Origin of the sequence: Micromonospora sp. A202, assembly GCF_006715105.1 — a bacterium.
Classification (GTDB): domain Bacteria; phylum Actinomycetota; class Actinomycetes; order Mycobacteriales; family Micromonosporaceae; genus Micromonospora; species Micromonospora zamorensis.
Genome location: NZ_VFMP01000001.1, coordinates 6059533 through 6085935 on the forward strand (window position 1 = coordinate 6059533; position 26403 = coordinate 6085935).

Below are 26403 nucleotides of genomic sequence, written 5' to 3' on the forward strand. Positions count from 1 at the left end.
CCTTCCGCACGTGTCGGTCAGGCGGTCGGCTCGCGCGGGGCCGGGGCAACCGCCGGCTCGTGCTGGGCCAGCCGGTTGCGGCGGTGGCCGTAGCCGAAGTAGATGATCGCGCCGAGCAGCATCCAGGCCAGGAACCGCAGCCAGGTCTCCACCGACAGGTTGAGCATCAGATAGAAGCAGGCCAGCGCGGAGACGATCGGCAGCACCGGGGAGAACGGCACCCGGAACGGCCGCTCCAGGTCGGGGCGCTTGCGACGCAGGATCGGCACCGCGACCGACACGAGCACGAACGCGCAGAGCGCGCCGATGCTGACCAGGTCGGCCAACGCGGACAGCGGCAGGAAACCGGCCAGCAACGCGACCGCCACCGTCATGATCGCGGAGATCCGGTACGGGGTGCCCCAGCGCGGGTGCACCTTCGCGATCGAGGGCGGGATCAGCCCGTCCCGGGCGATGGCGAACCCGATCCGGCCCATCGCCACCAGGTCGACCAGGATGACGCTGGTCAGGCCGGCGACCGCGGCGATGGAGACCAGCACCGCCGCCCAGCCCGCGCCGACCGACTCGAACGCCGACGCGATCGGGGCGCCCCGGTCGATCTCGGTGTACGGCACCATCCCAACCACCACGAGCGAGACACCGATGTAGAGCACTGTGGAGATCAACAGCGTGCCGAGCAGACCCAGGGTGAGGTCCCGCTTGGGCTTCCGGGTCTCCTCACCCAGGTTGGCCACGGCTTCGAAGCCGGTGTACGCGAAGAAGACCACCGCGGCGGCGCTGAGCACCCCGACGAAGCCGAAGACCGACGGCTCCAGCCCGAAGAGCGCCTGCGTGACCGGCTGCTTGATGCCGTCGTCGCCGCTGCCGGCGGGCTCGGCCGGTGGGATGAACGGGGTGAGGTTGGCGGCCTTGACGAAGAAGAGGCCGGCGACCACCACGAAGACGCAGATGGCCACCTTGACCAGCACCAGCAGGTTGGTGATCCGGGCGGACTCCCGGATGCCGACGATCGCGACGATGCCGAGGATCAGCACGATGGCGATGGCGCCGATGTTGACAGTGCTGCCCTCCTCGCCGAACCAGCGGGTCGGCAGGTCGAGCAGTTCGGCCAGGTAGCCGGACCAGCCTCGGGCCACCACGGCGGCGCCGAGCGCGAACTCCAGCAGCAGGTCCCAGCCGATGATCCAGGCCACGATCTCGCCCATCGTGGCGTACGCGTAGGTGTAGGCGCTGCCGGCGGTCGGCACGCTGGAGGCCAGCTCGGCGTAGCAGAGCGCGGCCAGCAGGGCGACCATGCCGGCGATGGCGAAGGAGATCACCACGCCCGGGCCGGCGCTGTCGCGGGCCTCGATTCCGGTGAGGGTGAAGATGCCGGTGCCGATCACGATGCCGATGCCGAAGCCGGTGAGGTCGGTCGCACCGAGCCGCCTCTTCAGTCCCAGCTGGCCGTCGCTGCCGTCCGCCTCACCTTGAGCTATCACGTCCTTGATCGGTTTTGTGCGCAGCACGGACATGCGCTCACCCCTCCCACCACCGTGCGACCACCCCCGTGGCGGCCGGTGACCGGCGTTGCTACCCAGCGACGGGAATGGTCAACCACGAGCCCTTGCGGTAACGGCCCGACTGTGAAAATTTCCTACCAGCGGTAGATAGCCGTCGGCGAATCTTGCCGAGGGTGCCGCGCTCATCACACGGGAGCCCCAACGGAGGGACACACCGCATGAAGCCAACTCGCCTCGCAGCCGCCGGGCTGATCACCACCCTGCTCGGCAGCCTCGTCGCCGCCGCCCCCGCGAACGCGGCGCCCGACACGGCCAGCGCCACCAGCACCTCCAGCACCAGTTGCACCACCGACCCCGCCACACCGAAGCGGCAGTTCCGGGCCATGTGGATCTCCTCGGTGGTCAACATCGACTGGCCCAGCAAGGCGTCCCAGACCAGCCCGGACCGGGTCGCCGCCCAGCAGGCCGAATATCGGGAACTGCTCGACCTCGCCGAGCGGCTCAACCACAACGCCGTCGTGGTGCAGGCCCGGCCGACCGCCGACGCGCTCTGGCCGTCGCCGTACGAGCCCTGGTCGGAATACCTGACCGGCACCCGTGGGCAGGACCCGGGCTGGGACCCGCTGGCGTTCCTGGTCAACGAGTCGCACAAGCGCAACCTGGAATTCCACGCGTGGTTCAACCCGTACCGCGTCTCCATGCCGGCCCCCGGCGGCGCCGGCGCGGACCTCAACCTGCTCGCCCCCGGCCACCCGGCCCGGCAGCACCCCGACTGGACCTTCGCCTACCCGCCGGCCGGCGTGGCCGGCAGCCGGCTCTACTACAACCCCGGACTCCCCGAGGTACGCGAGTTCGTGCAGACCGCGATGATGGACGCGGTCAGCCGGTACGACGTCGACGGCGTGCACTTCGACGACTACTTCTACCCCTACCCCAGTGGCAGCTACCAGGTGCCCGACGACGCCGCCTTCGCCGCGCACAACCGGGGCTTCACCGACCGGGCGGACTGGCGGCGGGACAACATCAACCTGCTGATCCAGGAGATGAACGGCAAGATCAAGGCGGCGAAGCCGTGGGTGAAGTTCGGGGTCAGCCCGTTCGGCATCTGGCGCAACCAGACCGCCGACCCGCTCGGCTCGGACACCACCGGCAGCCAGTCGTACGACATCATCTCCGCCGACACCCGCAAGTGGGTCAAGCAGGAGTGGATCGACTACGTGGTGCCGCAGCTCTACTGGTACATCGGCCAGTACCCGGCCGCCGACTACGCGCGGCTCGTGCCGTGGTGGGCCGAGACGGTGCGCGGCACCCGCGTGCAGCTCTACATCGGCCAGGCCGACTACAAGAGCGGCGACCCCGCGTACGGGCCGTTCTGGCAGAACCCGCGCGAGCTGTCCGACCACCTGACGCTCAACCGGTCGTACCCGGAGGTGCAGGGCAACGTGCACTTCTCCGCCGTCCAGGTGCGGGCCAACCGCCTCGGCGCCACCGACATCTACGCGGCCGAGCACTACTCCCGGCCCGCGCTGGTGCCGGCCATGACGCACCTGCCGGCCAAGCCACTGCTCTTCCCGGTGGTCACCAAGGCGGCCCGACAGGCAGACGGAGTACGGCTGACCTGGCGCCAGCCGGCGGACGGCGCCGGACCATTCGGCACCGCCACCTCGTACGCGATCTACCGTTTCGACGGCACCACAGTGCCCGGCCGGTGTGGCACGGCGGACGCCGCGCACCTGGTCGACACCGTCCGGGCCACGCCCGGTGGGGCGCAGTCCTGGGTGGACACCTCGGCCGTGCCCGGTAAGCGCTACACCTACCAGGTGACCGCGCTGGACCGGTCGGCCAACGAGAGCCCGGCCAGCCCGCCGGCATTCGTCCTGCGCTGACCCGTTCTCCCGAATGCCCCGGGCACCTCGTGTGCCCGGGGCATTCGTCTGTTTGAACGCATGTCACCAATAGTTGGCGAGGCACATACCGAGCAGTTGATCAGTTGATCGAAACTGATCTACATCCGGTGACCCGCCGGTAACTTCCGTCCCACCCGCCCACCCCCGCGGAGGTAACCCGTGCCCCGACGTCTCGCCACCCTGTTCGCCTCGGGCGCGCTCGCGCTGCTCGCCACCCTCGCCATCGCCTCCCCCGCCGCCGCCGTCACCCCCGCAGAGAAGCTGTCCGTGCTGTCCAGTTGGACGCAGACCAGCTCGTCCAGCTACAACGCCTGGAACAGCGCCCGGGTCAACCGGGCCCCCTGGGCCGAGTACAACTTCAACTGGTCCACCGACTACTGCTCGTCCAGCCCGGACAACCCGCTCGGGTTCACCTTCAACCTGGGCTGCTACCGGCACGACTTCGGCTACCGCAACTACAAGGCTGTCGGCCAGTTCCCCGCCAACAAGTCCCGACTGGACAGCGCCTTCTACGAGGACCTGAAGCGCGTCTGCACCAGGTACAACGCAGTCGTCCGACCGGCCTGCTACAGCCTCGCCTGGACCTACTACCAGGCGGTCAGCGTCTTCGGTTCCGTGGCCGCCGTACAGCAGGCCGACATCGACCGCGCCGCGAAAATGAAGGCCAAGGCCGAAGCCGCAGCCGCCGCCCGCGCCTAACCCCACCCCCCAACCCCCTTGGCGGCGTTGATCAAGAGGTTTCGGTCACCGGGAGCCTGCTTCCTGACGCAAATCTCTTGATCAACAAAGCTGAGGGGTGGGGGTGCGTGTGCGTGGGGCCGGGTGGGGTTAGGCGCGTTCGGTTCGGGTTGCCGGGTGGCGGTCCGGGTCGACGGGACGGCGTGGGGTTGGCTGGGACAGGCCGGTGCTGAAGCGGGTCGAGTCGGCCGCCAGGTCCGGGTGTTCCACGTCGAGGGCCAGCGCCGCCGCCTCGTCCAGCCCCAACTCGGCACCCTCGCCGTAGGCGTCGTCGAAGGCCGCGTCGCCCAGCACCGTACGCAGCTGTGCCTGCTGCTCCGCCCAGTAGCCGCCGTAGATGCCCGGGGTCGCCCGCATGCTCGCCCGGGTGGCCTGCGCCGCCCCGAACAGGCGAGCCGCGGTCAACCGGTCCCCGCCGATGGCGCAGCGCACCGCGACCGCGTTCAACGTGTCGCACGCCCGGCCGTGGTAGCCGTGACCCATCCGGGAACGCAGCGCCACCAGCAGGTGCTCGTGTGCGGCGACGACGTCTCCCCGGGCCAGCGCGACCATCCCGAGCAGCATGTCCACCGAACGCCGACCCCGCTCCACAGGCCGGGCCGCCTCCACCGGACGGACCGCCCCGAGCAGGTCGGCCGCCTCCTCCAGGGCACCCCGCCGCCACAGCAGCTCGGCCAGGCTGAACACCGCGAACAGCGCTTCGCCGACCACGTCCTGCCCGTGCGCCCAGTCGATGACCTCCCGGCACACCCGCTCGGCCTCGACGAACTGCCCCATGTCCACCAGTGGCGCGGCCCTGCCGGCGAGCACCCGGGCCAGCAACCCGGCGTCACCGGCCTGACGGGCGGCTGCCTCCGCGCGCTGGGAGTAGCGCAGCTCCTCCGCGAACTCGCCGTCGGCACCGGCGTGCAGCGAGTGCATGTGGTACGCCGCCGCCAGCTCCGCCTCCGGGATCCGCTCGCCCGTTTCGGCGATCCGCCCGTACAGCCGGAACAACCACAGCCGCCCCTCCCGGGCCAGGCCCCGCTCAAGCCACCACTGGTCCAGGCCACCAGCCAGACCGAGACCGGCACGGGCACTGCCACCGGTGGCGCACCATCGCAGCGCGGCGCGCAACTCCCCGGCCAACGGGTCCAGGGCGTACAACGACAACGTGACGGGCCGGCCGTCCTGGCCCAGGTGTGCCTGGCCCAGCGCATGCGCCGACCAGGCCACGTGCCGGTTCCGGGCGGCCTGCTCCTCACCCGCCTCGGCCAACCGCCGCGCCGCGTACGCCCGGATGGGATCGAGCATCCGGTAGGTGCTGCCCGCCGCACGCGGCTCGGCCAGGACCATCGATTTGTCCACCAGCACCGACAGCGGGTCCAGCGGGTCGTCGCCCAGCAGCCACTCCACCGTGCCGAGGTCAACCGGCCCGGCGAAGACCGCCAGCCAGCGCAGCAGGCGGGCGGCCCGGGGCCCCAGCGTCCGGTACGACCAGGTGACGGTGGCCTGCATGGTCAGGTGCCGCTCGGTGGCCGAGCGATGCACCGCCCTGGCCGCCGGGCTGGGCGGTGTCGCGCCGGCCGCCGCCGCGACCAGGTCCACGGTGTCCTGCTGGTTGCCGGACCAGCCCCGCTCCACCGGCGGCGGCTCCGGGTCGTCCCGGCCGGCGTCCAAGGTGCCGAGCACGTCGTCCAGTCGCTCGGCGAGCTGGCCGACGGAGAGCACCCGCAGTCGGGCGGCGGCCAACTCGATGGCGAGCGGCAACCCGTCGAGCCGCTGCACCACCCGACGCAGATCGGCCGACTCGGCCGGGTCCGGCTGCCGACCGCCGCGCGCCGCCGCCGTCCGGTCCAGCAGGAGCGCCACCGCGTCGCTCTCCGCGCCGTCCGGCCGTGGGTCGACCGAGAGCGGCGGGATCCGCCACACCACCTCGCCCGGCAGGCTGAACGACTCCCGACTGGTGGCCAGCACCCGTACGCCGCTCCCACCGGACAGCAGCCGCGCGATCACCTCCGCGCAGGCGGCCGGTTGGGTGTCGCAGGTGTCCAGTACGACCAGCATGCGGCGGTTGGCCGCGTACTCGACCAGGGTGTCCAGCATCGGCCGGCCCGGCTCGGGTCGCAGGCCGAGCACCGCGGCGACCGCGAACGCCACCAGCCCCGGGTCGGTCACCGCGGCGATGTCGACGAACCAGACCCCGTCCGGGTACGCCTCGACGACGCCGCTGGCCAGCTCCACAGCGAGGCGGGTCTTGCCCGCGCCGCCCGCCCCCAGCACGGTGACCAGGCGGTGTTGTCGCACCAACAGGCCCAGCTCGACGCGCTCGGTCTGCCGACCGACGAACGACGTCACCTGGGTCGGCAGGTTGTGCGGCACCGTGTCGGCGGTGCGGGGCCGGGGGAACTGCCGCTCCAGACCCGGTGCGATGAGTTGGAACAGCCGCTCCCGGTCGTCGAAGCCGCGCAACCGGTGCAGGCCCAGGTCGAGCAGGGTCGCGCCGGGCGGCAACGGCTCGGCCCGACGGGCGGTGGACGCCGAGCAGAGCACCTGCCCACCGTGGGCGGCGGCGGCCACCCGGGCGGCCCGGTGCACCTCGGGGCTGGCGTACTCGCCGTCGCGCGGCTCGGCGTAACCGGTGTGCAGGCCCATCCGCACCCTGGGTGCGGCTTCCGCTGTGGGCCAGTCGTGGTTGGACAATGCCCGTTGGGCGGTCAGGCAGGCGGTCAGCGCCGAGGCCGGGTCCTCGAAGGCCAGGAAGAACGAGTCGCCCTCGGTCAGCAGCTCCGCGCCACCCGTGCTGGCCAGCGTCCGGCGCAGCAACCGCCGATGCTCAGCGAGCACCGGTCGGTAGTCCGGACCGAGCAGTTGGGCCAGCCGGGTCGAGCCCTCGATATCGGTGAACACGAAAGTCACCCAACCGGTCGGGAGCTGGATCCGTGGCGACATGCGTGGAACCTCCGCCCGTGACGTCGGATTCATGCTGCCTGAATCCGAGCGATCACGCATCGTGAGAACGGCCGGGCAGGTGCCGCCTCAAGGTGCCACTCGGACCCGCTCCCGGCAAGGACTGTCCACCAGGCGGCGGAGAACTGCCCCGATCAGCAGCCGCAGGCGCCACCGCAGCAGCCACCACCGGCGGGTGCCGGAGCACCACCGGCGGAACCACCCCGGCCGGTGACCGCGACGGCGGAAAGCAGCTTGACCGTGTCGGCGTGTCCCTGTGGGCAGGTGGCCGGTTCACCGGCCGCAGCCATCGAACGGTTGACCTCGAAGGTGTCTCCGCAGGCGCGGCAGCGGAACTCGTACCGGGGCATGGCACCCAGCGTACGTGGATCTGGCATTCGGCGGGGCATGGGTGATACTCGAAGGGTGGTGGACGGTGAGGACGACACGCGTGTGCAACCGTTACGACCGGCCGCGCCGCTGGACGGCCCACTGGAGGGCTCGGGGGCCGCGCCCGATCCTGTGCGCGCGGTGCCCCGTCCCCGCAGGCCCTGGCTGAGCGGACGGTCCGGGGCTGGGCCGACCACACCAGCGGCCACACCCGCACCGACCGCCCCCGACCCGGCCGCGAAGGTCGAGGCCACCACGGTCGCGGACCCGAAGACGGCGGACCCGAAGACGGCGGACCCGAAGACCGCGGACCAGAAGACCGCGGACGCCAAGGTGGAGGACGCGAAGGCGGACGCCGTGGCCGACGATGCGAAGGCCGCCGCCGTGGCCACCGCGGATCCGGCGAAGACCATGGTGGACGGCGTACCCGTTGTGCCGGCGTCCGATCCCGCCCGGCGGCGGCGGGTGCCGTTCGCGCACGCGGTACGGCTGGAGCCACGCCGGGCAGCGGCCTCCGCGGCCCATGCCACCCGCGCCTGGGCTCGTCGGCCGAGCGGTCGGCTCACCCTGCCCGGTGTGTTCCTGCTGGCGCTGGTGGCCGCGACCGCGGCGGCCGGTGCGCTGCTCGTGCCGGCCACCATCCGCGCACCGCGCCCGGTCGCGGCCGACTCCTCCGCCACGCCGGCCGTACCGCCAGCGGCCCCGTCCGGCTTCCCCACCGGCCCGCTGCCCACCGGCCCGCTGCCCACCGGACCGGTGCCGACCGGCCCGCTGCCCAGCGGTGGGCTGCCCGGTGGCGGCCTCCCTGGCAGTGGGCTGCCGACCGGGCCCGCCGTAGGCCCGGTGGTCGGGGGTCGACCGTCGGACGCTCTGGCCGGTTGGGCTCAGCAGGTCGGTGCCAAGGTCGGTGTCCCCGCGACCGCCATGCAGGCGTACGGGTACGCCGAGCTGGTGCTCGCCCAGACCAACCGCAGCTGCGCGTTGAGCTGGACCACGCTGGCCGCGATCGGCAAGGTCGAGTCGGGGCACGGCTCGGCCAACGGCGCGCGGTTGGGGCCGGACGGTATGGCGCTGCCGAAGATCATCGGGCTGCCTCTGGACGGCAAGGACGGCCGGATGCGCATCATCGACACCGATCGTGGGGCGCTCGACGGAGACCCGGACCTCGACAAGGCGATCGGGCCGATGCAGTTCATCCCGACCACCTGGCAGGAGATCGGCGCGGACGCCGACAACGACGGCAAGAAGGACCCGCACGACCTGGACGACGCCGCCCTGGCAGCGGGAAACTACCTCTGCAAGGGTGGCCGAAACCTGAGCATTCCGGGCGACTGGTGGAACGCGATCCTCTCCTACAACGACGTGCGGCGCTACGCCCAGGCCGTCTACGACACCGCGAACCAGTACGGACGGGCCAGCCGCTAGTGAAGTGATCGTCTCGATACGTTGGAGAACTGGACACTTCCCCCCAGCCTCTGTTAGCGGCAAGCTAGACGGGTGATGGTGCGCGAGTGGGACCCCAGGACCGCGTCGTCCGCCGAGATCGCGTCGCTGCTGGCGACGCTGAACGCGGTCCTGGCGGCCGATCTGCCGCAGGACCCGCCGTGGCGGGAGACCTCGCTGCGGGAATACCTCGCCGAGGTGATGCCCGGCGAGCGGCGGATCTCCTGGATCGCCCAGGCTGAGCCGACCGACCCCGGCGATCCGGGCGCGGTGCTCGGCCAGGTGCACGTGCTGCTCCTCGGTGACATCGGCGTGCTCGAGGTGCTGGTGCACCCGTCCGTGCGGCGCAGCGGTCTCGGTCGTGACCTGGTGTCGCGCGCCGCCCGCCGGGTCTACCAGGAGGGCTTCCAGTCGATCGGGGTGGAGGTGGTCGGCGACACGCCGGCGGTGGCCTTCTACGAGTCGCTCGGCTTCGCCCGGGAATACGTGGAGACCCGCAGCGTGCTCGACCTGAACGCTGTCGACTGGGCCGAGCTGGCCGAGATGGCGACCGGCATCGGGGCGGGTTACCACCTGGAGTTCTTCCCCGGCGGGCCACCGGATGACCTGATCGAGGCGTACGCGCGGGCGAAGGCCGAGGTGCGCGACGTCGACGACGGTGAGCTGCGCCCCAGCTCCTACGATCCGGAGCGGCTGCGCGACAGCCTCGATACCCTGCACCGGCGGGGCATGAAGCCGTACATCGTGCTCGCCCGGCACGAGCAGAGCGGCGAGGTGGCCGGCCTGACCGAGGTGGTGGTCCCGGCGCAGCACCCCACCCGTGCCGACCAGTACGACACGATCGTCGCGCAGGACCACCGGGGCTACGGCATCGACCGGGCGATCAAGGCTCGGATGCTGTTGGAGCTGCGCTCCGCCGAGCCGGAGCTGATCGAGGTGCAGACCTGGAACGCGCAGGCCAACGAGGCGATGTTGAAGGTCAACGCGGAGTTGGGTTACCGGTCCGACCGGGACTGGTGCGAATACAGCGTGGACGTCGCTGAGCTGGTGCACCGCCTCGACCCACCCCGCTGAGGGAATTCACGAAACTGTCCACTTGGGGATGGACGGCGGACAGCCGCGCACCTTAACGTGCGTTCGACCCCCATCCACCCATCGTGGAGGCCCTATGCGCCCGCGCCGCTCAATCGCCGCGCTCGCGACCGCCACCGCCGCCGTGACCATCACGGCGCTCGGCGTCGCACCCACCGCGGCCAGCGCCGCGCCCACCGACCTGTTCATCTCGGAGTACGTCGAAGGCTCGTCGAACAACAAGGCGATCGAGCTGTTCAACGGCACCGGCGCCGCCGTGGACCTGACGGCCGGCGGCTACCAGTTGCAGCTCTACTTCAACGGCTCCACCACGGCCACCACGATCGCGCTGACCGGGAGCGTGGCCGCTGGTGACGCGTTCGTGTTCGCGAGCGCCTCGGCCGGGGCCGCCATCCTCGCCCAGGCCGACCAGACCACCGGGGCGAGCCTGTTCAACGGTGACGACGCGATAGTGCTGCGCCGGGGCACCACAGTGCTCGACTCGATCGGGCAGGTCGGGGTCGACCCGGGCACCGAGTGGGGGGCCGGCACGACCAGCACCGCCGACAACACCCTGCGCCGGCTGCCGACCGTGGCCGCCGGCGACACGGACCCGTCGGACGCGTTCGACCCGGCCGCGCAGTGGGCGGGCTTCCCGGTCGACACCTTCGACGGGCTCGGCGCGCACACAGTCGGCGGCGGAGGCCCGGTCGACGTGCCGGCCACGCTGACCTGCGGGGGGCCGTTGGTCACCGCGGCGGGCACGGCCGCGACGCGCGAGGTCACCGCCACCGACCCCGATGACACGGTCGTCGATCTGGCGGTGACGGGGGTCAGCCCGACGCCGACCACCGGCTCGATCACCCGCACCGCGTTCACCCCCGCAGAGGGGCTGGGCGGCACCGCCCGCGCAACGGTCGGCACCAGCGCCGACCTGACCGCCGGGGCGTACACCGTCACCCTGACCGCGACCGACGCGGACGGTGGCACCGCCAGCTGCGCGCTGGTCGTGCAGGTGACCCGGGAGTTGACCGTCGGCGAGGTGCAGGGCCCGACCACCGACGCCGAGTCCGGTCCGGCCGACCGGTCGCCGCTCGCACCGGCGAGCGGCAACGGCACGAGCAGCACGATGTACGACGTCCGCGGCGTGATCACCCAGTTGACCCTGGCGCGTACCTCGGCGGGGGCGGAGCAGCACGGCTTCTTCCTCCAGAGCCGCACGGGCGACACCGACGGCGACCCGACCAGTTCCGACGGCATCTTCGTGTTCATGGGCACGTTCACCTCACTGGTCGGCGGTTATGTCCCGACGGTCGGCGACGAGGTGGTGCTGCGGGCCCGGGTGTCGGAGTACTTCGGCTTCACCCAGCTCTCCGGCGCCTCACTGGTCCGCCGGATCGCCGGCGGGCTGGCCGTGGACACCGCGGTCGAGGTCACCGACGCGGTGCCACCGGTCGAGGTGACCGACGCGCAGCGTTTCTGGGAGCGGCACGAGGGTGCCCGGATGCGGGTACGCGCGGGCAGCGGCGCGGTGAGCGGACGGGACGTCTTCTCGTCCACTGCCGACGCCGAGCTGTGGGTGGTGGACCGGGACGATCCACTGCTGGACCGCGCCGACCCGTACACCCGGCGGGTCTTCCGTGATTCGCACCCGCTGGACAACGACCCGACCCGCCGTTTCGACGACGGCAACGGCCAGCGGACGCTGCTCGGCAGCATGGGTGTGAAGGCCACCGCCGGGGACAGCGCCGCGCTGCTCCCGCCGGCGCACACCTTCGACACGCTGCGCGCGGACGCGGTGGGCGGGGTCTACTACTCGTTCGAGAAGTACGGCGTCCAGGTCGAGCGGGCGGAGTTCGACGCCGGGGCCGACCCGTCGAAGAACAACCCGCCCAAGCCGGCCGACCGGTCGCAGGAGGTGGCCGTCGCCACCTACAACGTGGAGAACCTGTACGACTACCGGGACGACCCGTTCGACGGCTGTGACTTCACCGGCAATGCCGGCTGCCCGGGCGTCAACCCGCCGTTCGACTACGTGCCGAGCAGTGAGGCGGACTACCGGCAGCAGCTCGGTGCTCTCGCCGACCAGATCGTCAAGGATCTGCACGCACCGGACCTGATCCTGGTGCAGGAGGCCGAGGACCAGGACATCTGCACAATCTCCGGCACCACGTTGGGCTGCGGTGACACCGACAACGCGGACGGCGCTCCGGACAGCATCCAGGAGTTGGCGCTGGCGGTGGCGGCAGCCGGTGGGCCGGCGTACGCCGCTGCCTATGACCGGACGGGCGCGGACGCCCGCGGGATCACCGCAGCCTTCCTGTACCGCACGGACCGGTTGTCGCTGGCGGCCGCGACGGCGGACGACCCGCTGCTGGGTTCGGCACCGACCGTCCAGTACCGAGCTGCGGGGTTGCCGGCCAACGCGGACGTGCAGAACCCGAAGGCCCTCAACGCGGTGCTGCCGTCGGACGTGGACACGTCAACCGGTCGGGACGGCAGCAACGTCTTCACCCGCGCTCCCCAGTTGGGCAAGTTCACAGTGGCCGCCGCACCCGGCTCGACGGAGCGGTTCACCCTGTACGCGCTCAGCAACCACTACTCCTCGGGCCCGGACAGCCGGGTCGGGCAGCGGCGGGAGCAGGCGCGCTACGGCGCGGCGATCGTCACCGCGATCGAGGCGGCCGACCAGACCGCCCGGGTGGTCTACGGAGGGGACCTGAACGTCTTCCCCCGCCCGGACGATCCCATCGCAACCGGCAGCCAGCCCACTCCCTCGGACCAGCTCGCACCGCTCTACGAGGCGGGCCTGCACAACCTGTGGGACAACCTGGTGGCGGACGTGCCGGCGTCCGCGTACTCGTACAGCTTCGAGGGGCAGGCGCAGACGCTCGACCACCTGTTCGTCAACGACGCGCTCTACGGCGACCTGGTGCAGGTGCGGGCCGCGCACGTCAACGCCGACTGGCCGGCCGAGTTCACCGGCGACGGGTCGCGGGGTTCCAGCGACCACGACCCGCAGGTGGCCCGGTTCCGGTCCCGGGCGTCATTGACCGTCGCCGACACGGCGGTGGTCGAGGGCAACCAGGGCACCAGGCAGCTCACCTTCACCGCCACGGTGTCCCGGCCGCTGTCCCAGCCGGTGCTGCTCTGCGCCGCGACGGTCGGCCTCACGGCGCAGGGTGGTGCGGACTTCGACCCGTACGCCGGTTGCAAGGTGTTGGCGGCCGGGCAGACGTCGGTGGCGTTCCCGGTGTCGGTGCGCGGTGACCGTAAGCGGGAGGCGGACGAGAAGCTGACGCTGCTGGTGGCCGGGGTTCCCGGCCTCCGGCTGACCGACCCGCTCGCGGTCGGCACGATCACCAACGACGACTGACGTCGCGTTTTCCCGGCGAGGCCCGCAGATCCGTTCCGGATCTGCGGGCCTCGCTGGTGTCAAGGTGAGACCACCCCGCGCGGGGGCCACGGCGGTCGGGGCAGGTGCCGGTGTTGAGCCACACGCACCTCCCACTGGCTTCGGCGCCGCATCGCGTCCCGAACTGCCCGGTTGCGGTAGAACGTCTCGGGCGGGCGGGCCAGCCCGTAGATGTCCGCCCACCATTCGCCCGGCTCAGGGTCGAGAATGGTGTCGAGGTGCGACGGGTAGCGACGCTCCGCGCCGTTGTACGTGTCCTGCCAGTCCTGCATCGGTTTGAGCACCCGGCCGAACTCGTCCACCACGGCCAGCCGGCAGCCGAGCACACCGATGATGCGCCGGAGCAGGACGATGCTCGGCACCATGCGGCCGGCCTCGATCCGGCCAATGGTGGCATGGTGCACACCCGCCCACCGGGCCAGCTCGCGCTGGCTCAGGTCGGCGCGACGACGGACCGCCCGGACGATACCGGCGGCAGGCCAGGGCGCGTCCGAAGGCTCGCTGAGCAGGACCGGCTCGGCTGAGGCTGACGAATCACTCATGCCGCCACCGTCCCGCCTGGTGGAGCTGGCCGCAATCCCGCTTACCGGGCCTGTGGATAACCAGCTGACCTGTGGACATCGTCCACCGCCCGGCGGATCACTTTCCGTGCACGCGGCACCAATTGCACCGCCACTACAGCGCGTCACAGGGCTTTGCGCTGCCCCGTCGAGCAGCGCAGACCAGGCCAGACACGCCAACGGGCTGACCAGGGAAATCCCAACCTCGCCAGCAGGCACCCCACCCACCGCTCGCCCCCTTTGCTCTGCAGCTCAATATGCGCCGAGAGCGGAGGGTGAGCGTCGCCGTCGTGGGTGCAGAGCAAAGGCGGGAGGGGAGGTGGTGGTGGCGGCTCGTCAGATGGTTACGCTCCGCTAGCCGTTATGGCCGGGCAGGACCGCAGGTCGGTGGGTCAGCAGGTTGGTCGGTCCACGAGCCGGAACGGCCGGGAAGCTCGACCGCGCCGCCCGCCGACGGGACACGCGGTCAGGACGCGCCGGCCGTGCGCGAGCCGGTGCCGCGCCCGCCCCCGGAGCTAGGAAGACAGCGCGGCCAGAGTTGAACCTGGGGTCAGTAGCGCTGGCGCAGCAGCCCTGCGGCCTCGACCGCCCAGTAGGTGAGGATGACCTGCGCGCCGGCCCGCTTGATCGAGGTGAGCGTCTCCAACATCACGCGCTCCCGGTCGATCCAGCCATTTGCGGCGGCAGCCTCGACCATCGCGTACTCACCGGAGACCTGGTAGGCGGCGACCGGGACGTCCACCGCGGCCCGCACCGCCGACACCACGTCGAGGTAGGGCAGCGCCGGCTTGACCATCACCAGGTCGGCGCCCTCGGCGACGTCCAGCGCCACCTCACGCAGCGACTCGCGCAGGTTGGCCGGGTCCTGCTGGTAGGTGCGTCGGTCGCCCTCCAGCGCCGACTCCACCGCCTCCCGGAACGGGCCGTAGAAGGCGGAGGCGTACTTCACGGCGTACGCCAGCACGGCGACATCCTGGTGCCCGGCGGCGTCGAGCGCCCGGCGCACCACGCCGACCTGGCCGTCCATCATCCCGGACGGCCCGACCATGCCGGCCCCGGCGGCGGCCTGGGCCACCGCCATCTCGGCGTACGCGGCCAGGGTGGAGTCGTTGTCCACCTCGCCGTCGGGGGTGAGCAGGCCGCAGTGCCCGTGCGAGGTGAACTCGTCCAGGCACAGGTCGCTCATCACCACGGTGCCGTCACCCACCTCGGCCACCACGTCGCGGATGGCGACGTTGAGGATGCCGTTCGGGTCGATGCCGCCGGAGCCGGTCGGGTCCCGCCGTTCCGGCACACCGAAGAGCATGATCCCGCCGACGCCGGCCTGGACCGCCTCGGCCGCCGCCTTGCGCAGCGAATCCCGGGAGTGCTGGAGCACCCCCGGGAGCGAACCGATGGCCCGCGGCTCGGTCAGCCCTTCCTTGACGAACATCGGCACGACCAGCTCGGCCGGGTCGACTCGGGTCTCCGACACCAGCCGGCGCATCGCCGGGGTGCGGCGCAGCCGGCGGGGCCGGATCTCGGGGTACGACATGGAAGGGCCTCCTCGAACGACTACCGGAAGCGCAGAGCGGTCGGGCCCTGCACCTTCGAGCCGCGGCGCTGCTTGGCCGGCATGGCGGCCAGCTTCTCGCGCAGCTCGACGGCGTAGGCGGCGAGCGCCTCCACCAGGTCGGGCACCGAGGCGTGTGGCGGCTGGACGTCGACCCGCAGGCCGAACTCCGTCGCGGTCTCCGCCGTCTTGGGCCCAATGACGGCAACAACGGTCCGGGCGTGCGGCTTCCCGGCGATGCCGACCAGGTTGCGCACGGTGGAGGACGAGGTGAAGAGCACCGCGTCGAAGCCGCCCGACTTGATGGCGTCCCGGATCTCGGCGGGCGGCGGCGCGGCCCGCACCGTCCGGTACGCGGTCACGTCGTCGACCTCCCAGCCGCGCTCGGTGAGCCCGGCGGCGAGCGTCTCGGTGGCGATGTCGGCGCGTGGCAGCAGCACCCGGCCCACCGGGTCGAGGATCTCGTCGTGCGGGGAGAACTCGGCCAGCAGCCCCTCGGAGGACTGCTCCCCGGTGGGGATCAGCTCCGGCTGGATGCCGAACGCGCGGACCGCGTCCGCCGTCGCCTCACCGATGCAGGCGATCTTGACGCCGCCGAAGTGCCGGGCGTCCAGACCGTGCTCGGCGAACTTCTCCCAGACCGCGCGGACCGCGTTCACCGAGGTGAAGATCACCCAGGCGTACCGGCCGTCGACCAGGCCCTTGACCGCACGCTCCATCTGCGCCGGGGTGCGCGGCGGCTCGACCGCGATGGTCGGCACCTCACACGGGATCGCCCCGTACGCGCGCAGTCGGGCGCTCATCACGCCGGCCTGCTCCTTGGTGCGGGGTACGAGCACCTTCCAGCCGTACAGCGGGCGGTTCTCCCACCAGCTCAGCTTGTCGCGCTGACCCACCCCGACACCGACGGTGAGCACCACGCGGCCGGTGAAGCCGAGCGCGGCGGCCACGAAGCTGTCCACTGTCGACGTGGTCGTGTACTGGGTCTCGCCGGTGCCGTCGCCGGTCACGCCGACGCCGGTGGTGCCATCGACCCCGGCGGCGAGCAGCCCGTCCCGGACGGCGGCGAGGTCACCGGCGTCCACGGCGAGCGCGAGCGAACCCCGGCCGACGGCCGTGGCCAGCGCCTCGAAGTCCAGTGCGCTGACGTCCTCGACGTCGGCAGCCGTCCGCACACCCGGCAGCGGCACACCGGCGTAGGTGGCCACACCCTCGGCCTGGCCGACGCCGGGCACCACCTCGAAGTGGGCGGCGGTGCGGGCGACGGCCTGCACCTCCTTGACCACCGAGTCGTGGCCGAACGGGTCGCCGGCGACGAGGTGCACCGCGTTCAACCCGGAACGGGCCGCGGAGATGAGCACCTTCGCCACGTCCCCGGGCGCGCCCTCGGCCGGCGTGAACTCGGCATCGTCCCTGGCATCGGCACGAACGACGGCGAGCAACGACTCCGGGACTCCCCGGTCGTAGATCACCTGGTCGGCGTCGACCAGGGCGTCGTGTGCCCGACGGGTCAGCAGACCTGGGTCACCGGGGCCAGCCCCGACGAACGCGATACGGCCGACGGGCTTACGGGTGCGGGTCATTCTGTGCTCCCAAATTGCTGGGTCCCCGGGCCGGTGTGTCCTTCGTGGCCGAGGATCGAGTCGGCGCCGAGGTCGAGGAGTTCGGCGGCGAGTGCCTTACCGATCTCCGCCGCGTCGGCGGGCGTTCCGGTGCGGGACAGCCGGAGGTCACGAGTGCCGTCCGGGCTGATCACCGCCCCGCGCAGGTAGATCTCATCGCCGTCGTCACCTTCGGCGAGTTCGGCGTAGGCGGCGACGGGTGCACTGCACCCGGCCTCCAGTGTCGCCAGCAACGCGCGTTCCGCGGTGACCGCGGCGCGCGACGGTGCGTGGTCAAGCAGCGCGAGCAGCTCGACCAGGTCCTGGTCATCGACCCGGCACTCGACCGCCAGCGCACCCTGGGCGGGTGCGGGCAGCATGAGCATCGGGTCGAGGGTCTCGGTGATCGTGTCGGTCCGACCGATCCGGGCCAGCCCGGCCCGGGCCAGCACGACCGCGTCGAGGTCGGCCTCGGGGCCGAGCACCCGCGCCAGGCGGGTGTCGATGTTGCCGCGGATCGGGGTGACCTCCAGTTGCAGCCCGAGGGCGTGCAGCTGGGCGATGCGGCGCAGCGCGCCGGTGCCCACTGTGGCACCGGGCGGCAGCTCGGCGAGCGTCCGCCCGCCCTGGGCAATCAGCGCGTCGCGCGGGTCCTGTCGGGCCGGCACCGCCGCGATGTGCAGCCCGGCGGCGGCGGCCGTGGGCAGATCCTTGTAGGAGTGCACCGCGAAGTCGATCGTCCCGGCGGTCAGCGCGTCGCGCAGCGCGGAGACGAACACCCCGACGCCGAGCCGGTGCACCGGCGCGTTGGAGCGGTCGCCAGCGGTGATCACCTCGACCAGCTCGACCGGGCGGCCGGTGGCGGCGGTCAACGCCTCGGCGATCTGGCTGGACTGGGCCATCGCCAGGGCGCTGCCCCGGGTGCCGAGGCGCAGGGGGGCGGTCATCGCGCACCTCCGGTGGGCGGGGTCGGCTCGGTGGCGTCGGCTCCGGACACCGGGTCGGTGCCGAGCAGTGCCGCGCCGAGGTCGGGGGTCAGCACGTCCGGGACGGTGTCCACCGGAGAGGTCTGCGGGACCTCGAGGTCGAACAGCTCGCGCAGCAGGGCCGCGTACTGGTCGCCGCCGGGCTCCGCGGCCAACTGTCGCACCTTGACGGTGGGCTGGTGCAGCAGTCGCTGCACCACCCGGTGCACGGTGCGGGCCACCTCGGCCCGCAGGTCGTCGCCGAGGTCGGGGCGGCGCTGGGCGAGCCGGCGCAGCTCGGCGGTGACCACGTCGTCGGCCCGGCCGCGCAGCGCGGCGACGGTGGGTGCCACGTCGGCGCCGCGCAGCCAGGTGAGGAAGCCCTCCACCTCGGCCAGCACGATCCGTTCGACGGCGGCGGCGTCGGCAGCCGCCGGACCGTCGGCGAGCAGCGCTGCCATCCGGTCGATGTCGATCACCTCGACGCCGGGCAGCTCGGCGACACCATCCTCGACGTCGCGCGGGACGGCCAGGTCGAGCAGGACCAGCGGGCCCCGGGCCGGGTCCCGCTCGGCCAGCGCCGCGCTGACCACCGGACGGGTGAGGACCGGTTCAGTGGACGCGGTGGCGGCCACTACGATGTCCACTGTGGAAAGGGTGTCGGCCAGCTCGGTCATCGGCGCCGCACTCGCCCCGTACGACTCGGCGAGCCGGACGGCCCGGTCGGCGCCCCGGTTGCTGACGGTGAGGGGTCCGGCGCCCAGCCGGGACAGCGTGGCCACCCCGAGAGAGCCCATCGCGCCGGCACCGACCACCAGGGCCGGGTGGCCGGCGAGGTCGCCGTCGAGGTGCCCGGCGGCGAGCTCCAGCGCGGCGGTGACGACGCTCTGGCCGGCCCGGTCGATGCCGGTCTCGGCGTGGGCCCGCTTGCCGACCCGCAACGCCTGCTGCATCAGCTCGTGCAGCAGCCGGCCGGCCGAGTCGGCGCCGGTGGCCCAGTGGTACGCGTCGCGCAGCTGCCCGAGGATCTGCGCCTCACCGACGACCATCGAGTCCAGGCCGGTGGCGACCCGGAAGACATGGTCGACGGCGGCGGTGTCGTAGTGCACGTACAGGTGGCTGGCGAGCGCCGCCGGCGGGCTGCCGGCCTGCTCGGCCAGGACGGCGCAGACGTCGCCGAGCCCGCCGTGGAAACCGGACACGGCGGCGTAGACCTCCACCCGGTTGCAGGTGGAGACGATCACCGCCTCGGCCACGTACGGCTGGGCGATCAGGCGGTCCAGGGTGCGGGTCAGGTCGGCGGGGGGCACAGCCAGCTGCTCCAGCGTGGCGACCGGGGCGGTCCGATAGGACGCGCCGACGACGAGCAGTTTCACGTGCCGATCGCCTCCTGGGTGTCGGTGGCCGCGAACCCGCCCGGCAGGGCGGTGAGAGCGGACCCGCCGGTGGCGGGCAGCGCGGTCAGCGATGCCTTGCGGTGCTCGTGGAAGGACAGAATCTGCAGCTCGATGGCGAGGTCGACCTTGCGTAGGTCGACCCCCTCCGGAACCGAGAGTACGCACGGTGCGAAGTTGAGGATGCTCGTCACGCCGACGGCGACCAGTTGGTCGGCGACCTGCTGGGCGGCTGCGGCCGGGGTGGCGATCACGCCGATCGCCAGGGATTCCTCCGCGGCGACCGTCGGCAGGTCGTCGACATGCCGGACAACCAGGCCGTTGATCTCCTCACCGACCCGGGAGGGATCGGCGTCGAGCAGTGCGGCGATCCGGAAGCCCCGGCTCGCGAAGCCGTCGTAGCCGGCCAGGGCGTGACCGAGATTACCCACGCCGACCAGGGCGACCGCCCGGCGTTGAGTGAGCCCGAGCACAAACTCGATCTGCTCGATCAGCAGCGCGACGTCGTAGCCGACGCCCCGGGTGCCGTACGAGCCGAGGTGGGAGAGGTCCTTGCGGAGCTTGGCGGAGTTGACACCGGCGGCGGCGGAGAGGCCCTCGCTGGAGACAGTCTCGTGCCCGGTGTCGGCGAGGTTGTGCAGCGCGCGCAGGTACTCCGGGAGCCGAGCGACGGTCGCCTCGGGCAGATCCGGTAGCGCCGGTACGGCACCGGCGCGGCCGGGCGCGCCTGGGTGACGGTGCTGACTCATGAGACTCCGTGCGGTGCGATCCTCGGCCAACTCCGCTGGTCGGCCGCTTATGGACTCCCGCTGGCGACCGAGATTGCCGGCTGTGCTAGCAGGGCGCGTCGGAGTCACAGAGTAGGCGCTTGTGAAGACGTGCACAAATCGCGATCTTGCCGCTGCGCCACGCAACCTCACCAGCACCTCCATTCCGCAAGATCGATCCGACGGGCATCCGCTCACGCCACCCGGGCGATTATTGCTCAATCCCGACTTCTCTGACCAATCCCGCGCCGAGCCTCACAGGGACCGTCCCCCCAGGTGGTAGGGGCAGCACTACGGGGGAGAGGCAGGGCTTCGGGATGGGGACCCGAAGCCCGAATGCCTAGCCTTTTGGGCATGACCGCCGTTGCCGCCACCAGCGACCAACCGACGCTGGCACCGAGCATCCCCCGCCAACTCTTCGTCGACTCCGGGTACGTGCTGCTCGGCCTGCCCCTGGCGGTGGCCAGCTTCGTGGTCCTCATCGTCGGCACCGCGGTCGGCATCGGCCTGGTGGTGACGGTGGTCGGCCTGCCGATCCTCAGCGGCACCCTGTACGCCGCCCGTGGGCTCGCCGACATCGAGCGGCTGCGGCTGCCCGCGGTGCTCCGGCAGCCCCGGATCCGGCCGCACTACCGGCTGCCCGAGGCGGGCGCGAACGCCTGGCGACGGATCTTCGTGCCGATGCGGGACGCCCAGTCCTGGCTCGACCTGGCGCACGGCATCCTGCGGCTGATCGCGGCGGCCAGCACCTTCGTGGTGGCCCTGGTCTGGTGGGCCGGTGCGATCGCCGGCTCGCTGTACTGGGCCTACGACTGGGCCCTTCCCCGAGCCGACGGCGAGGGCGACAAGGACCTGGCCCAACTGCTCGGCCTGGGCGACTCGACCACCGCCCGGATCGGCCTGAACACCGCGATCGGGGTGTTCTTCCTGATCACCCTGCCGATCGTGATCCGGGGTTGCGCGCTTCTCCAGGCCAGCTTCGCCAAGGCCATGCTGACCGGGGTGGCCGAGATGCGCGACCGGATCACAGTGCTGGAGGAGCAGAAACGGGCCGCCGTGTCCGCCGAGGCGTCCGCGCTGCGCCGGTTGGAACGCGACATCCACGACGGCCCCCAGCAGCGCCTGGTACGCCTGGCGATGGACCTCAGCCGGGCCCGGATGCAGCTCGCGTCCGACCCGGAGGCGGCCGGCCGGACCATCGACGAGGCGGTCACCCAGACCCGGGACACGCTGGCCGAGCTGCGGGCGCTGTCCCGGGGCATCGCCCCGCCGATCCTGGTCGACCGGGGCCTGCCCAGCGCCCTGGCCGCGATCGCCGCGCGTGGGCTGATCCCGATCGAGCTCCAGGTGGATCCGCAGCTCGGCACACCGGGCGGGCGGCTCGACCCGGCGGTGGAGAACACCGCGTACTTCGTGGTGTCCGAGGCGCTGACCAACGTCGCCAAGCACGCCCGGGCCACCGAGGCCGTGGTGGCCGTCGCCCGGCAGGGCGCCCACCTCCAGGTGCGGGTGGGCGACGATGGTCAGGGCGGCGCACACCTGGCCAAGGGGCACGGGCTGGCTGGCATCGCCGACCGGGTCCGGGCCGCCGGCGGTGAACTGGTGGTGGTCAGCCCGGCCGGCGGCCCCACCGAGATCCGCGCTGAGCTCCCGCTGTGATCAGTCCCGCGCCGCGCCCCCACCACGGGCCGGACGTGGTAGACAACACAGCCATGCGCATCGTGATCGCGGACGACGCCGTCCTGCTCCGGGAGGGGCTGGTCCGGCTGCTCACCGAGAGCGGCCACCAGGTGGTGGCTGCCGTCGGCGACGGCGACGCGCTGGTCGAGGCGGTGGTGGAGCACCGCCCGGACGTGTCGATCGTTGACGTCCGGATGCCGCCGTCGCACACCGACGAGGGGCTGCGGGCAGCGGTGGAGGCACGCCGGTTGGTGCCGCGTACCCCGATCCTGGTGCTCTCCCAGTACGTCGAGGTCTCGTACGCCGATGATCTGCTCGCTACCACCGGCGGTGCCGGCGGCGGGATCGGCTACCTGCTCAAGGACCGGGTGGCCGCGATCGACGAGTTCCTGGACGCGCTGCGCAGGGTGGCGGCCGGCGGCACGGTGCTCGACCCGGAGGTGGTCGGTCAGCTCTTCGCCCGACGCCGCCGCGACGACCCGCTGAGCGAGCTGACCCCCCGCGAGCGCGAGGTGCTCGCCCTGATGGCCGAGGGCCGCTCGAACACCGCCATCGCCCGTTCCCTGGTGGTCAGCGACGGCGCGGTGGAGAAGCACGTGCGCAACATCTTCACCAAGCTCACCCTGCCGCCCGACACCGAGCAGCACCGGCGGGTGCTGGCCGTCCTCACCTACCTGCGGAACTGATCTCCCGGGCCAGGGTCACCGCGTCGGTGAGCGTGTCGGCCACCGGGTGACCGGAGTCACGCAGCCGTGCCGGGTCGGTGAACCCGCCGGTGTAGAGCACCGCACGGCCGCCCACCGCGAGGGCCGCGTCCGCGTCGTCGATGGAGTCACCGATCAGCACCACCGAGGCGCCGTCCACGCCCAGCTCGGTGAGGTGCAGCTGGAGCGACTCGGCCTTACGGCCGCCGCCGACCGTGGCCCGCAGCCCGTCGACCCGGGCGAAGTGGCCGGTCAGCCCGTACGTGTGCACGGTCGGCACCAGCTCCTCGTGGAACCACATGGAGAGCAGGCTCTGGCCGCCCGGCCAGGCGGCCATCGCGGTGCGCGCGTCGGCGGCCAGCTCACAGGTGGTCAACCCGGTGCGGTACGCGTCGTGGAAGATCCGGTCCAGTCGGCCGAACTCGTCGTCGTCGACGGCCTGGCCGAGCACCTCGGCGTAGTACTCGGCGATCGGTCGGCGGAACCGCACCCGGTGCTCGTCCAGGGTGACCGTCGGCCCGCCCAGGCTCGCGAACACGACGTTGGTGGCGGACACCACCAGGCTGAGGTCGTTGAGCAGGGTGCCGTTCCAGTCCCACACGAGGTGGGGGTGCGCAGGGGTCATCAGAGCACCTTAGGCACCGCTCAGAGCTGCGGGGTGGTCAGGTCCCGCAGCAGCCGGTCCTCCTCGACCCGCCAGTAGCCGTGCTCCTTGCCGTCGAGCATCACCACGGGCAGCCGGTCCCCGTACTCCCGCTCCAGCCCCTCGTCGCCGGTGACGTCCCACTCGACCCACTTGTCGCCGGTGACCGCCACCACCCGGTCGAGTGCGGCCTTGGCGTCGTCGCACAGGTGGCAGCCGGGTCGGGTGATCAGGGCGAGCCGGGCGTCAGTGGCCATCGGTTACCTCCGTGCGGGTGTCGGCGGGTGCGGGTGGGTCGGCTGGCGTCGCCGGCCGGAGCTGGACCTTTTTACCTTGCCGAGCACGGCGGCAGGGCGCCGGCACCACGTACGCCCGCACAGTCTCGCCGGTCCTCGGGTGCGGCACACCCCGTACCGCCGACTCGGCCACCCCGGGGTGCCCGGTGAGCACCTGATGACCGGTGACCTACGGCGAAGCGCGCCGCGGCGGCGAGCTCCACCGGCGCCGCACTTCGAAAGTCCCATGAACGGGACTCACCTGTGTGCCATCGGCGGGCCGGCCAGGTCCTGTCGATGGGACGGGCGGCACCGTCCACAGACGCCTCGGCCAAGCAGGCGCGCCACTCGACGCGGCGCCCAGCCGAACGGGCAATCAGCCCCCGACCAGGTGATCCATCCTGGAACACCGCGCCGATGCAAAGTCAAACGCACACGACGGACAACCGGTCCGCCATCGGTGCGGCGGAGGGGGAAATACTTCCGCCTTGTGTAACGGACTTGCCACGCGCGGGTGACGTTGGCCCTATCATCACTCGGGTCGGCTCACCCCATTTGCCGTGAGTCGACACCCCTCAGCCCGAGGAGGCCCCCGTGCCTGTGAGCGCATTGGACCAGCACCTCCAGGGGAATTGCCGCCCGCCGGCAACTCCCATGACCGTCCTGCCCGACCGGGATCCCGGTCGGCCCGTCCCGCTGACCTACAGACCGGCCCGTCCCGTGGCCAACGGGACGGGGGCAGCCCGGTGACCACCTTCGGTTACGCGGAACGCCCGCTCGGCCTGACAGGTCAGCCGGCCCGCTCCCACGTCAACGAGCGGCCGATGGCCCGTTCCCCGCTGGACGAATCAAACGGCACCGCCGTGCGGGGCGACGGCGCGGCGCATCGGACACGCAGCCGGCCACACCACAACGAACCGACGCCACGGCCCGCGGTGCCGGGCGGAAACGGTGGACCGCCCGGGAGTCGCGTCGCCGTACCGCCCCGGCCGCTGCCAGCGCAGGGTCGACGGGTCAGCGACACACCAGCGGTGACCACCGACCCGGCGGCGGGTGAGACAGCGGTGATCCCGGCGGTGCCGGCGACCACCGCCACCACCCCGACCGGCTTCCCGAGCCGCCCGGACCCGTCCGACCCGGCCACCGAGGTCTGGACGCTGATCGAGCGGGCCCAGGCCGGCGAGTCCGAGGCGTTCGGTCTGATCTACGACCGGTACGTGGACACCGTGTTCCGGTTCGTCTACTTCCGGGTCGGCAACCGGCAACTCGCCGAGGACCTCACCTCGGACACCTTCCTGCGCGCGCTCAAGCGGATCGGCAGCTTCACCTGGCAGGGCCGCGACCTCGGCGCCTGGCTGGTGACGATCGCCCGCAACCTGGTCGCGGACCACTTCAAGTCGGGCCGCTACCGGCTGGAGGTCACCACCGGCGACGTGCTCGACGCCGACCGGGAGGACCGGGGCCCGGAGGGCAGCCCGGAGGCCGCGGTGGTGGAGCACATCACCAACGTCGCGCTGCTCACCGCCGTGAAACAGCTCAACCCGGAGCAGCAGGAGTGCATCGTGCTCCGCTTCCTCCAGGGCTTCTCGGTCGCCGAGACGGCCCGTGCGATGGGCAAGAACGAGGGCGCCATCAAGGCCCTCCAGTACCGGGCGGTTCGCGCCCTGGCCCGCCTCCTTCCCGACGGCTTCCAGCCGTAGATTGTTTCGGCGGGGCCGATGGACGCCGATCAACGTCCTTGCAGGTCAGAGTCGGTCCCGCCCGGTGACGACGATCACTTTCTGTAATTTCCAGCCCGCCAGGCCCGTAACCCGTGCCCGGTCCGCCGCGTTTCTCCGGGTGCGACCGGTGGATGTCCTGGCAGGCCCGGGACACCGAGGTCCGACCGGCACGCCGGCGGAACCTCACCTCCGTGGTGTCACACTGCCGCCCGGTCGCTGGCAACGACCGCGGCCGACCGGCCGTGACCAGCGAGAGGGAGGTGCCTGCGGTGGACAACATCCTCTTCTCCCGCCGGCGCGCCGAGCGCTTCGCGCAGCTTCTCGACGAGGCCAACGGCGCTCGACGACACCACGTGCGATCCGGGGTGGACGGTCAACTCGCGCCGCTCGTCGCGGTGGGTCAGCAGCTCACCGTCGACCCTCCGGCTGTCGAGGTGAACCCGGACTTCCGTACCGGCCTGCGGGCAATGCTGCTCGCGACCGCCGAACGCGAAGGACTGGGCACCGCACCGGCGGCCAGCGAACCAACCACCACGACGACGACCCGGGGGCGGCTGCTGCCGGCGGTCACCGCTCGGCGGGCGCGAGCTCGGGGCGCGATCCTGATCGGCATCGCGGCCGGCGCCATCGCGGTCTCCGGCATCTCCGCCGCCAGCGAGAACGCCGTGCCCGGCGACGCGCTCTACGGCATGAAGCGCTCGACCGAACGCGCGCAACTCGCCCTGGCCAGCTCGGACATCAGCCGCGGCCAGCTCTTCCTGGACTTCGCCCGGACCCGGGTCGGTGAGGCAGCCAAGCTGCGCGGCGACCGGATCGGCTACAGCGCGGTCCTCGACGACATGGACGCCGACACCCGGCAGGGCGTACGCCTGCTGACCGCCGCCGCCGTGCAGCGGGCCGAGCCGGGCAGCCTGGACACACTCAACACCTTCGTCTCGGGGCAACGCCGGGCGGTGAGTGGCCTGCTCGACGGGGGCACCCGCGCCGACCGGGCCCGGACCCAGCGGTCGCTGGTCCTCCTGGACACCATCCGGGAACGTTCGGATGCACTGCGTGCGGCAATCGCCTGCGGCCTCCCGGCCCCGACCGCCAGCGACACCCTCGGCCCCAACCCGAGCGCCTGCCCCGGGGCGCGCTGACCCGCACC

At 72.1% G+C, this 26403-nt stretch carries 21 protein-coding genes; 9 read left to right on the top strand and 12 right to left on the bottom strand.

Going from position 1 to position 26403, the window contains the following annotated elements:
• Window positions 1-17 precede the first annotated feature (17 nt).
• Window positions 18-1514: an amino acid permease gene (locus FBZ33_RS28060; RefSeq protein WP_141911285.1), complete on the bottom strand. Its 1497-nt coding sequence runs from the start codon at window positions 1512-1514 to the stop codon at window positions 18-20.
• Window positions 1515-1720: 206 nt separating this feature from the next.
• Between FBZ33_RS28060 and FBZ33_RS28065 the strand changes: the two genes are divergently transcribed.
• Window positions 1721-3388, top strand: a complete 1668-nt coding sequence (locus tag FBZ33_RS28065) for a glycoside hydrolase family 10 protein (RefSeq protein ID WP_141911286.1) — start codon at window positions 1721-1723, stop codon at window positions 3386-3388.
• A gap of 180 nt (window positions 3389-3568) precedes the next feature.
• Window positions 3569-4108 (top strand): phospholipase, encoded by a 540-nt coding sequence (locus tag FBZ33_RS28070; protein ID WP_141911288.1) that lies wholly within the window; start codon window positions 3569-3571, stop codon window positions 4106-4108.
• 129 nt (window positions 4109-4237) lie between these two features.
• Here the strand turns inward: FBZ33_RS28070 and FBZ33_RS28075 are convergent, their stop codons facing one another.
• Window positions 4238-7078 carry an adenylate/guanylate cyclase domain-containing protein gene (locus tag FBZ33_RS28075; RefSeq protein ID WP_141911290.1) on the bottom strand — a complete coding sequence of 947 codons (2841 nt, stop codon included), beginning with the start codon at window positions 7076-7078 and terminating at the stop codon, window positions 4238-4240.
• 152 nt (window positions 7079-7230) lie between these two features.
• A complete protein-coding gene (locus FBZ33_RS28080) occupies window positions 7231-7446 on the bottom strand; it encodes a zinc ribbon domain-containing protein (RefSeq protein ID WP_088950326.1) in 216 nt (71 codons plus the stop codon).
• Window positions 7447-7501: 55 nt separating this feature from the next.
• Between FBZ33_RS28080 and FBZ33_RS28085 the strand changes: the two genes are divergently transcribed.
• From FBZ33_RS28085 to FBZ33_RS28095, 3 genes are all read left to right on the top strand, one after another.
• On the top strand, window positions 7502-8890 hold the full coding sequence (locus FBZ33_RS28085) for a lytic transglycosylase domain-containing protein (RefSeq protein ID WP_141911292.1): 1389 nt from the start codon (window positions 7502-7504) through the stop codon (window positions 8888-8890).
• Between the two features lie 75 nt (window positions 8891-8965).
• A complete protein-coding gene (locus tag FBZ33_RS28090) occupies window positions 8966-9982 on the top strand; it encodes a GNAT family N-acetyltransferase (protein ID WP_141912992.1) in 1017 nt (338 codons plus the stop codon).
• A gap of 94 nt (window positions 9983-10076) precedes the next feature.
• Window positions 10077-13355, top strand: a complete 3279-nt coding sequence (locus FBZ33_RS28095; protein ID WP_141911294.1) for a lamin tail domain-containing protein — start codon at window positions 10077-10079, stop codon at window positions 13353-13355.
• Between the two features lie 59 nt (window positions 13356-13414).
• Here the strand turns inward: FBZ33_RS28095 and FBZ33_RS28100 are convergent, their stop codons facing one another.
• From FBZ33_RS28100 to FBZ33_RS28125, 6 genes are all read right to left on the bottom strand, one after another.
• Window positions 13415-13936 carry a helix-turn-helix transcriptional regulator gene (locus tag FBZ33_RS28100; protein ID WP_141911296.1) on the bottom strand — a complete coding sequence of 174 codons (522 nt, stop codon included), beginning with the start codon at window positions 13934-13936 and terminating at the stop codon, window positions 13415-13417.
• 568 nt (window positions 13937-14504) lie between these two features.
• Window positions 14505-15488: a porphobilinogen synthase gene (gene hemB, locus FBZ33_RS28105; RefSeq protein ID WP_141911298.1), complete on the bottom strand. Its 984-nt coding sequence runs from the start codon at window positions 15486-15488 to the stop codon at window positions 14505-14507.
• Between the two features lie 20 nt (window positions 15489-15508).
• Window positions 15509-17089, bottom strand: coding sequence for a uroporphyrinogen-III synthase (locus tag FBZ33_RS28110; protein ID WP_141911299.1), 1581 nt, complete (start codon window positions 17087-17089; stop codon window positions 15509-15511).
• Window positions 17086-18054, bottom strand: a complete 969-nt coding sequence (hemC, locus tag FBZ33_RS28115; RefSeq protein WP_141911301.1) for a hydroxymethylbilane synthase — start codon at window positions 18052-18054, stop codon at window positions 17086-17088. The genes FBZ33_RS28110 and hemC overlap by 4 nt, the downstream gene beginning before the upstream one ends.
• Window positions 18051-19448, bottom strand: coding sequence for a glutamyl-tRNA reductase (locus FBZ33_RS28120; protein WP_141911302.1), 1398 nt, complete (start codon window positions 19446-19448; stop codon window positions 18051-18053). Before FBZ33_RS28120 ends, hemC begins: the two co-directional genes overlap by 4 nt.
• Entirely contained in the window at window positions 19445-20215 is a 771-nt protein-coding gene (locus tag FBZ33_RS28125; RefSeq protein ID WP_088950335.1) for a redox-sensing transcriptional repressor Rex, read from the bottom strand. The genes FBZ33_RS28120 and FBZ33_RS28125 overlap by 4 nt, the downstream gene beginning before the upstream one ends.
• A gap of 372 nt (window positions 20216-20587) precedes the next feature.
• Between FBZ33_RS28125 and FBZ33_RS28130 the strand changes: the two genes are divergently transcribed.
• Window positions 20588-21892 carry a sensor histidine kinase gene (locus FBZ33_RS28130; RefSeq protein ID WP_141911304.1) on the top strand — a complete coding sequence of 435 codons (1305 nt, stop codon included), beginning with the start codon at window positions 20588-20590 and terminating at the stop codon, window positions 21890-21892.
• A 53-nt stretch (window positions 21893-21945) separates the two neighbouring features.
• Complete coding sequence (locus FBZ33_RS28135; protein ID WP_088950337.1) at window positions 21946-22599, top strand: response regulator transcription factor; 654 nt, start codon at window positions 21946-21948, stop codon at window positions 22597-22599.
• On the opposite strand, the gene FBZ33_RS28140 is transcribed toward FBZ33_RS28135, so the two are convergent.
• From FBZ33_RS28140 to FBZ33_RS28150, 3 genes are read right to left on the bottom strand one after another with little or no spacing between them, the layout of a single operon-like run.
• Complete coding sequence (locus tag FBZ33_RS28140) at window positions 22580-23242, bottom strand: HAD family hydrolase (RefSeq protein ID WP_088950338.1); 663 nt, start codon at window positions 23240-23242, stop codon at window positions 22580-22582. The two genes, FBZ33_RS28135 and FBZ33_RS28140, sit on opposite strands and share 20 nt — an antisense overlap.
• A gap of 20 nt (window positions 23243-23262) precedes the next feature.
• On the bottom strand, window positions 23263-23517 hold the full coding sequence (locus FBZ33_RS28145) for a glutaredoxin family protein (protein WP_030329740.1): 255 nt from the start codon (window positions 23515-23517) through the stop codon (window positions 23263-23265).
• On the bottom strand, window positions 23507-23710 hold the full coding sequence (locus FBZ33_RS28150; RefSeq protein WP_088950339.1) for a hypothetical protein: 204 nt from the start codon (window positions 23708-23710) through the stop codon (window positions 23507-23509). The genes FBZ33_RS28145 and FBZ33_RS28150 overlap by 11 nt, the downstream gene beginning before the upstream one ends.
• Before the next feature lie 571 nt (window positions 23711-24281).
• Here FBZ33_RS28150 and FBZ33_RS28155 point away from each other — a divergent pair.
• Both FBZ33_RS28155 and FBZ33_RS28160 read left to right on the top strand, forming a co-directional pair.
• The gene (locus FBZ33_RS28155; protein ID WP_141911305.1) at window positions 24282-25235 is read left to right on the top strand and encodes an ECF subfamily RNA polymerase sigma factor, BldN family; all 954 of its coding nucleotides are present in this window, start codon (window positions 24282-24284) and stop codon (window positions 25233-25235) included.
• Between the two features lie 281 nt (window positions 25236-25516).
• Complete coding sequence (locus FBZ33_RS28160) at window positions 25517-26395, top strand: DUF5667 domain-containing protein (protein ID WP_370453109.1); 879 nt, start codon at window positions 25517-25519, stop codon at window positions 26393-26395.
• The last annotated feature ends 8 nt before the right edge of the window (window positions 26396-26403 follow it).

Coding starts and splice junctions, on each gene's coding strand:
- FBZ33_RS28060 (WP_141911285.1), bottom strand. CDS start 1,514: ATGTCCGTGCTGCGCACAAAACCGATCAAGGACGTGATAGCTCAAGGT.
- FBZ33_RS28065 (WP_141911286.1), top strand. CDS start 1,721: ATGAAGCCAACTCGCCTCGCAGCCGCCGGGCTGATCACCACCCTGCTC.
- FBZ33_RS28075 (WP_141911290.1), bottom strand. CDS start 7,078: ATGTCGCCACGGATCCAGCTCCCGACCGGTTGGGTGACTTTCGTGTTC.
- FBZ33_RS28080 (WP_088950326.1), bottom strand. CDS start 7,446: ATGCCCCGGTACGAGTTCCGCTGCCGCGCCTGCGGAGACACCTTCGAG.
- FBZ33_RS28090 (WP_141912992.1), top strand. CDS start 8,966: ATGGTGCGCGAGTGGGACCCCAGGACCGCGTCGTCCGCCGAGATCGCG.
- FBZ33_RS28095 (WP_141911294.1), top strand. CDS start 10,077: ATGCGCCCGCGCCGCTCAATCGCCGCGCTCGCGACCGCCACCGCCGCC.
- FBZ33_RS28100 (WP_141911296.1), bottom strand. CDS start 13,936: ATGAGTGATTCGTCAGCCTCAGCCGAGCCGGTCCTGCTCAGCGAGCCT.
- hemB (WP_141911298.1), bottom strand. CDS start 15,488: ATGTCGTACCCCGAGATCCGGCCCCGCCGGCTGCGCCGCACCCCGGCG.
- FBZ33_RS28110 (WP_141911299.1), bottom strand. CDS start 17,089: ATGACCCGCACCCGTAAGCCCGTCGGCCGTATCGCGTTCGTCGGGGCT.
- hemC (WP_141911301.1), bottom strand. CDS start 18,054: ATGACCGCCCCCCTGCGCCTCGGCACCCGGGGCAGCGCCCTGGCGATG.
- FBZ33_RS28125 (WP_088950335.1), bottom strand. CDS start 20,215: ATGAGTCAGCACCGTCACCCAGGCGCGCCCGGCCGCGCCGGTGCCGTA.
- FBZ33_RS28130 (WP_141911304.1), top strand. CDS start 20,588: ATGACCGCCGTTGCCGCCACCAGCGACCAACCGACGCTGGCACCGAGC.
- FBZ33_RS28135 (WP_088950337.1), top strand. CDS start 21,946: ATGCGCATCGTGATCGCGGACGACGCCGTCCTGCTCCGGGAGGGGCTG.
- FBZ33_RS28140 (WP_088950338.1), bottom strand. CDS start 23,242: ATGACCCCTGCGCACCCCCACCTCGTGTGGGACTGGAACGGCACCCTG.
- FBZ33_RS28145 (WP_030329740.1), bottom strand. CDS start 23,517: ATGGCCACTGACGCCCGGCTCGCCCTGATCACCCGACCCGGCTGCCAC.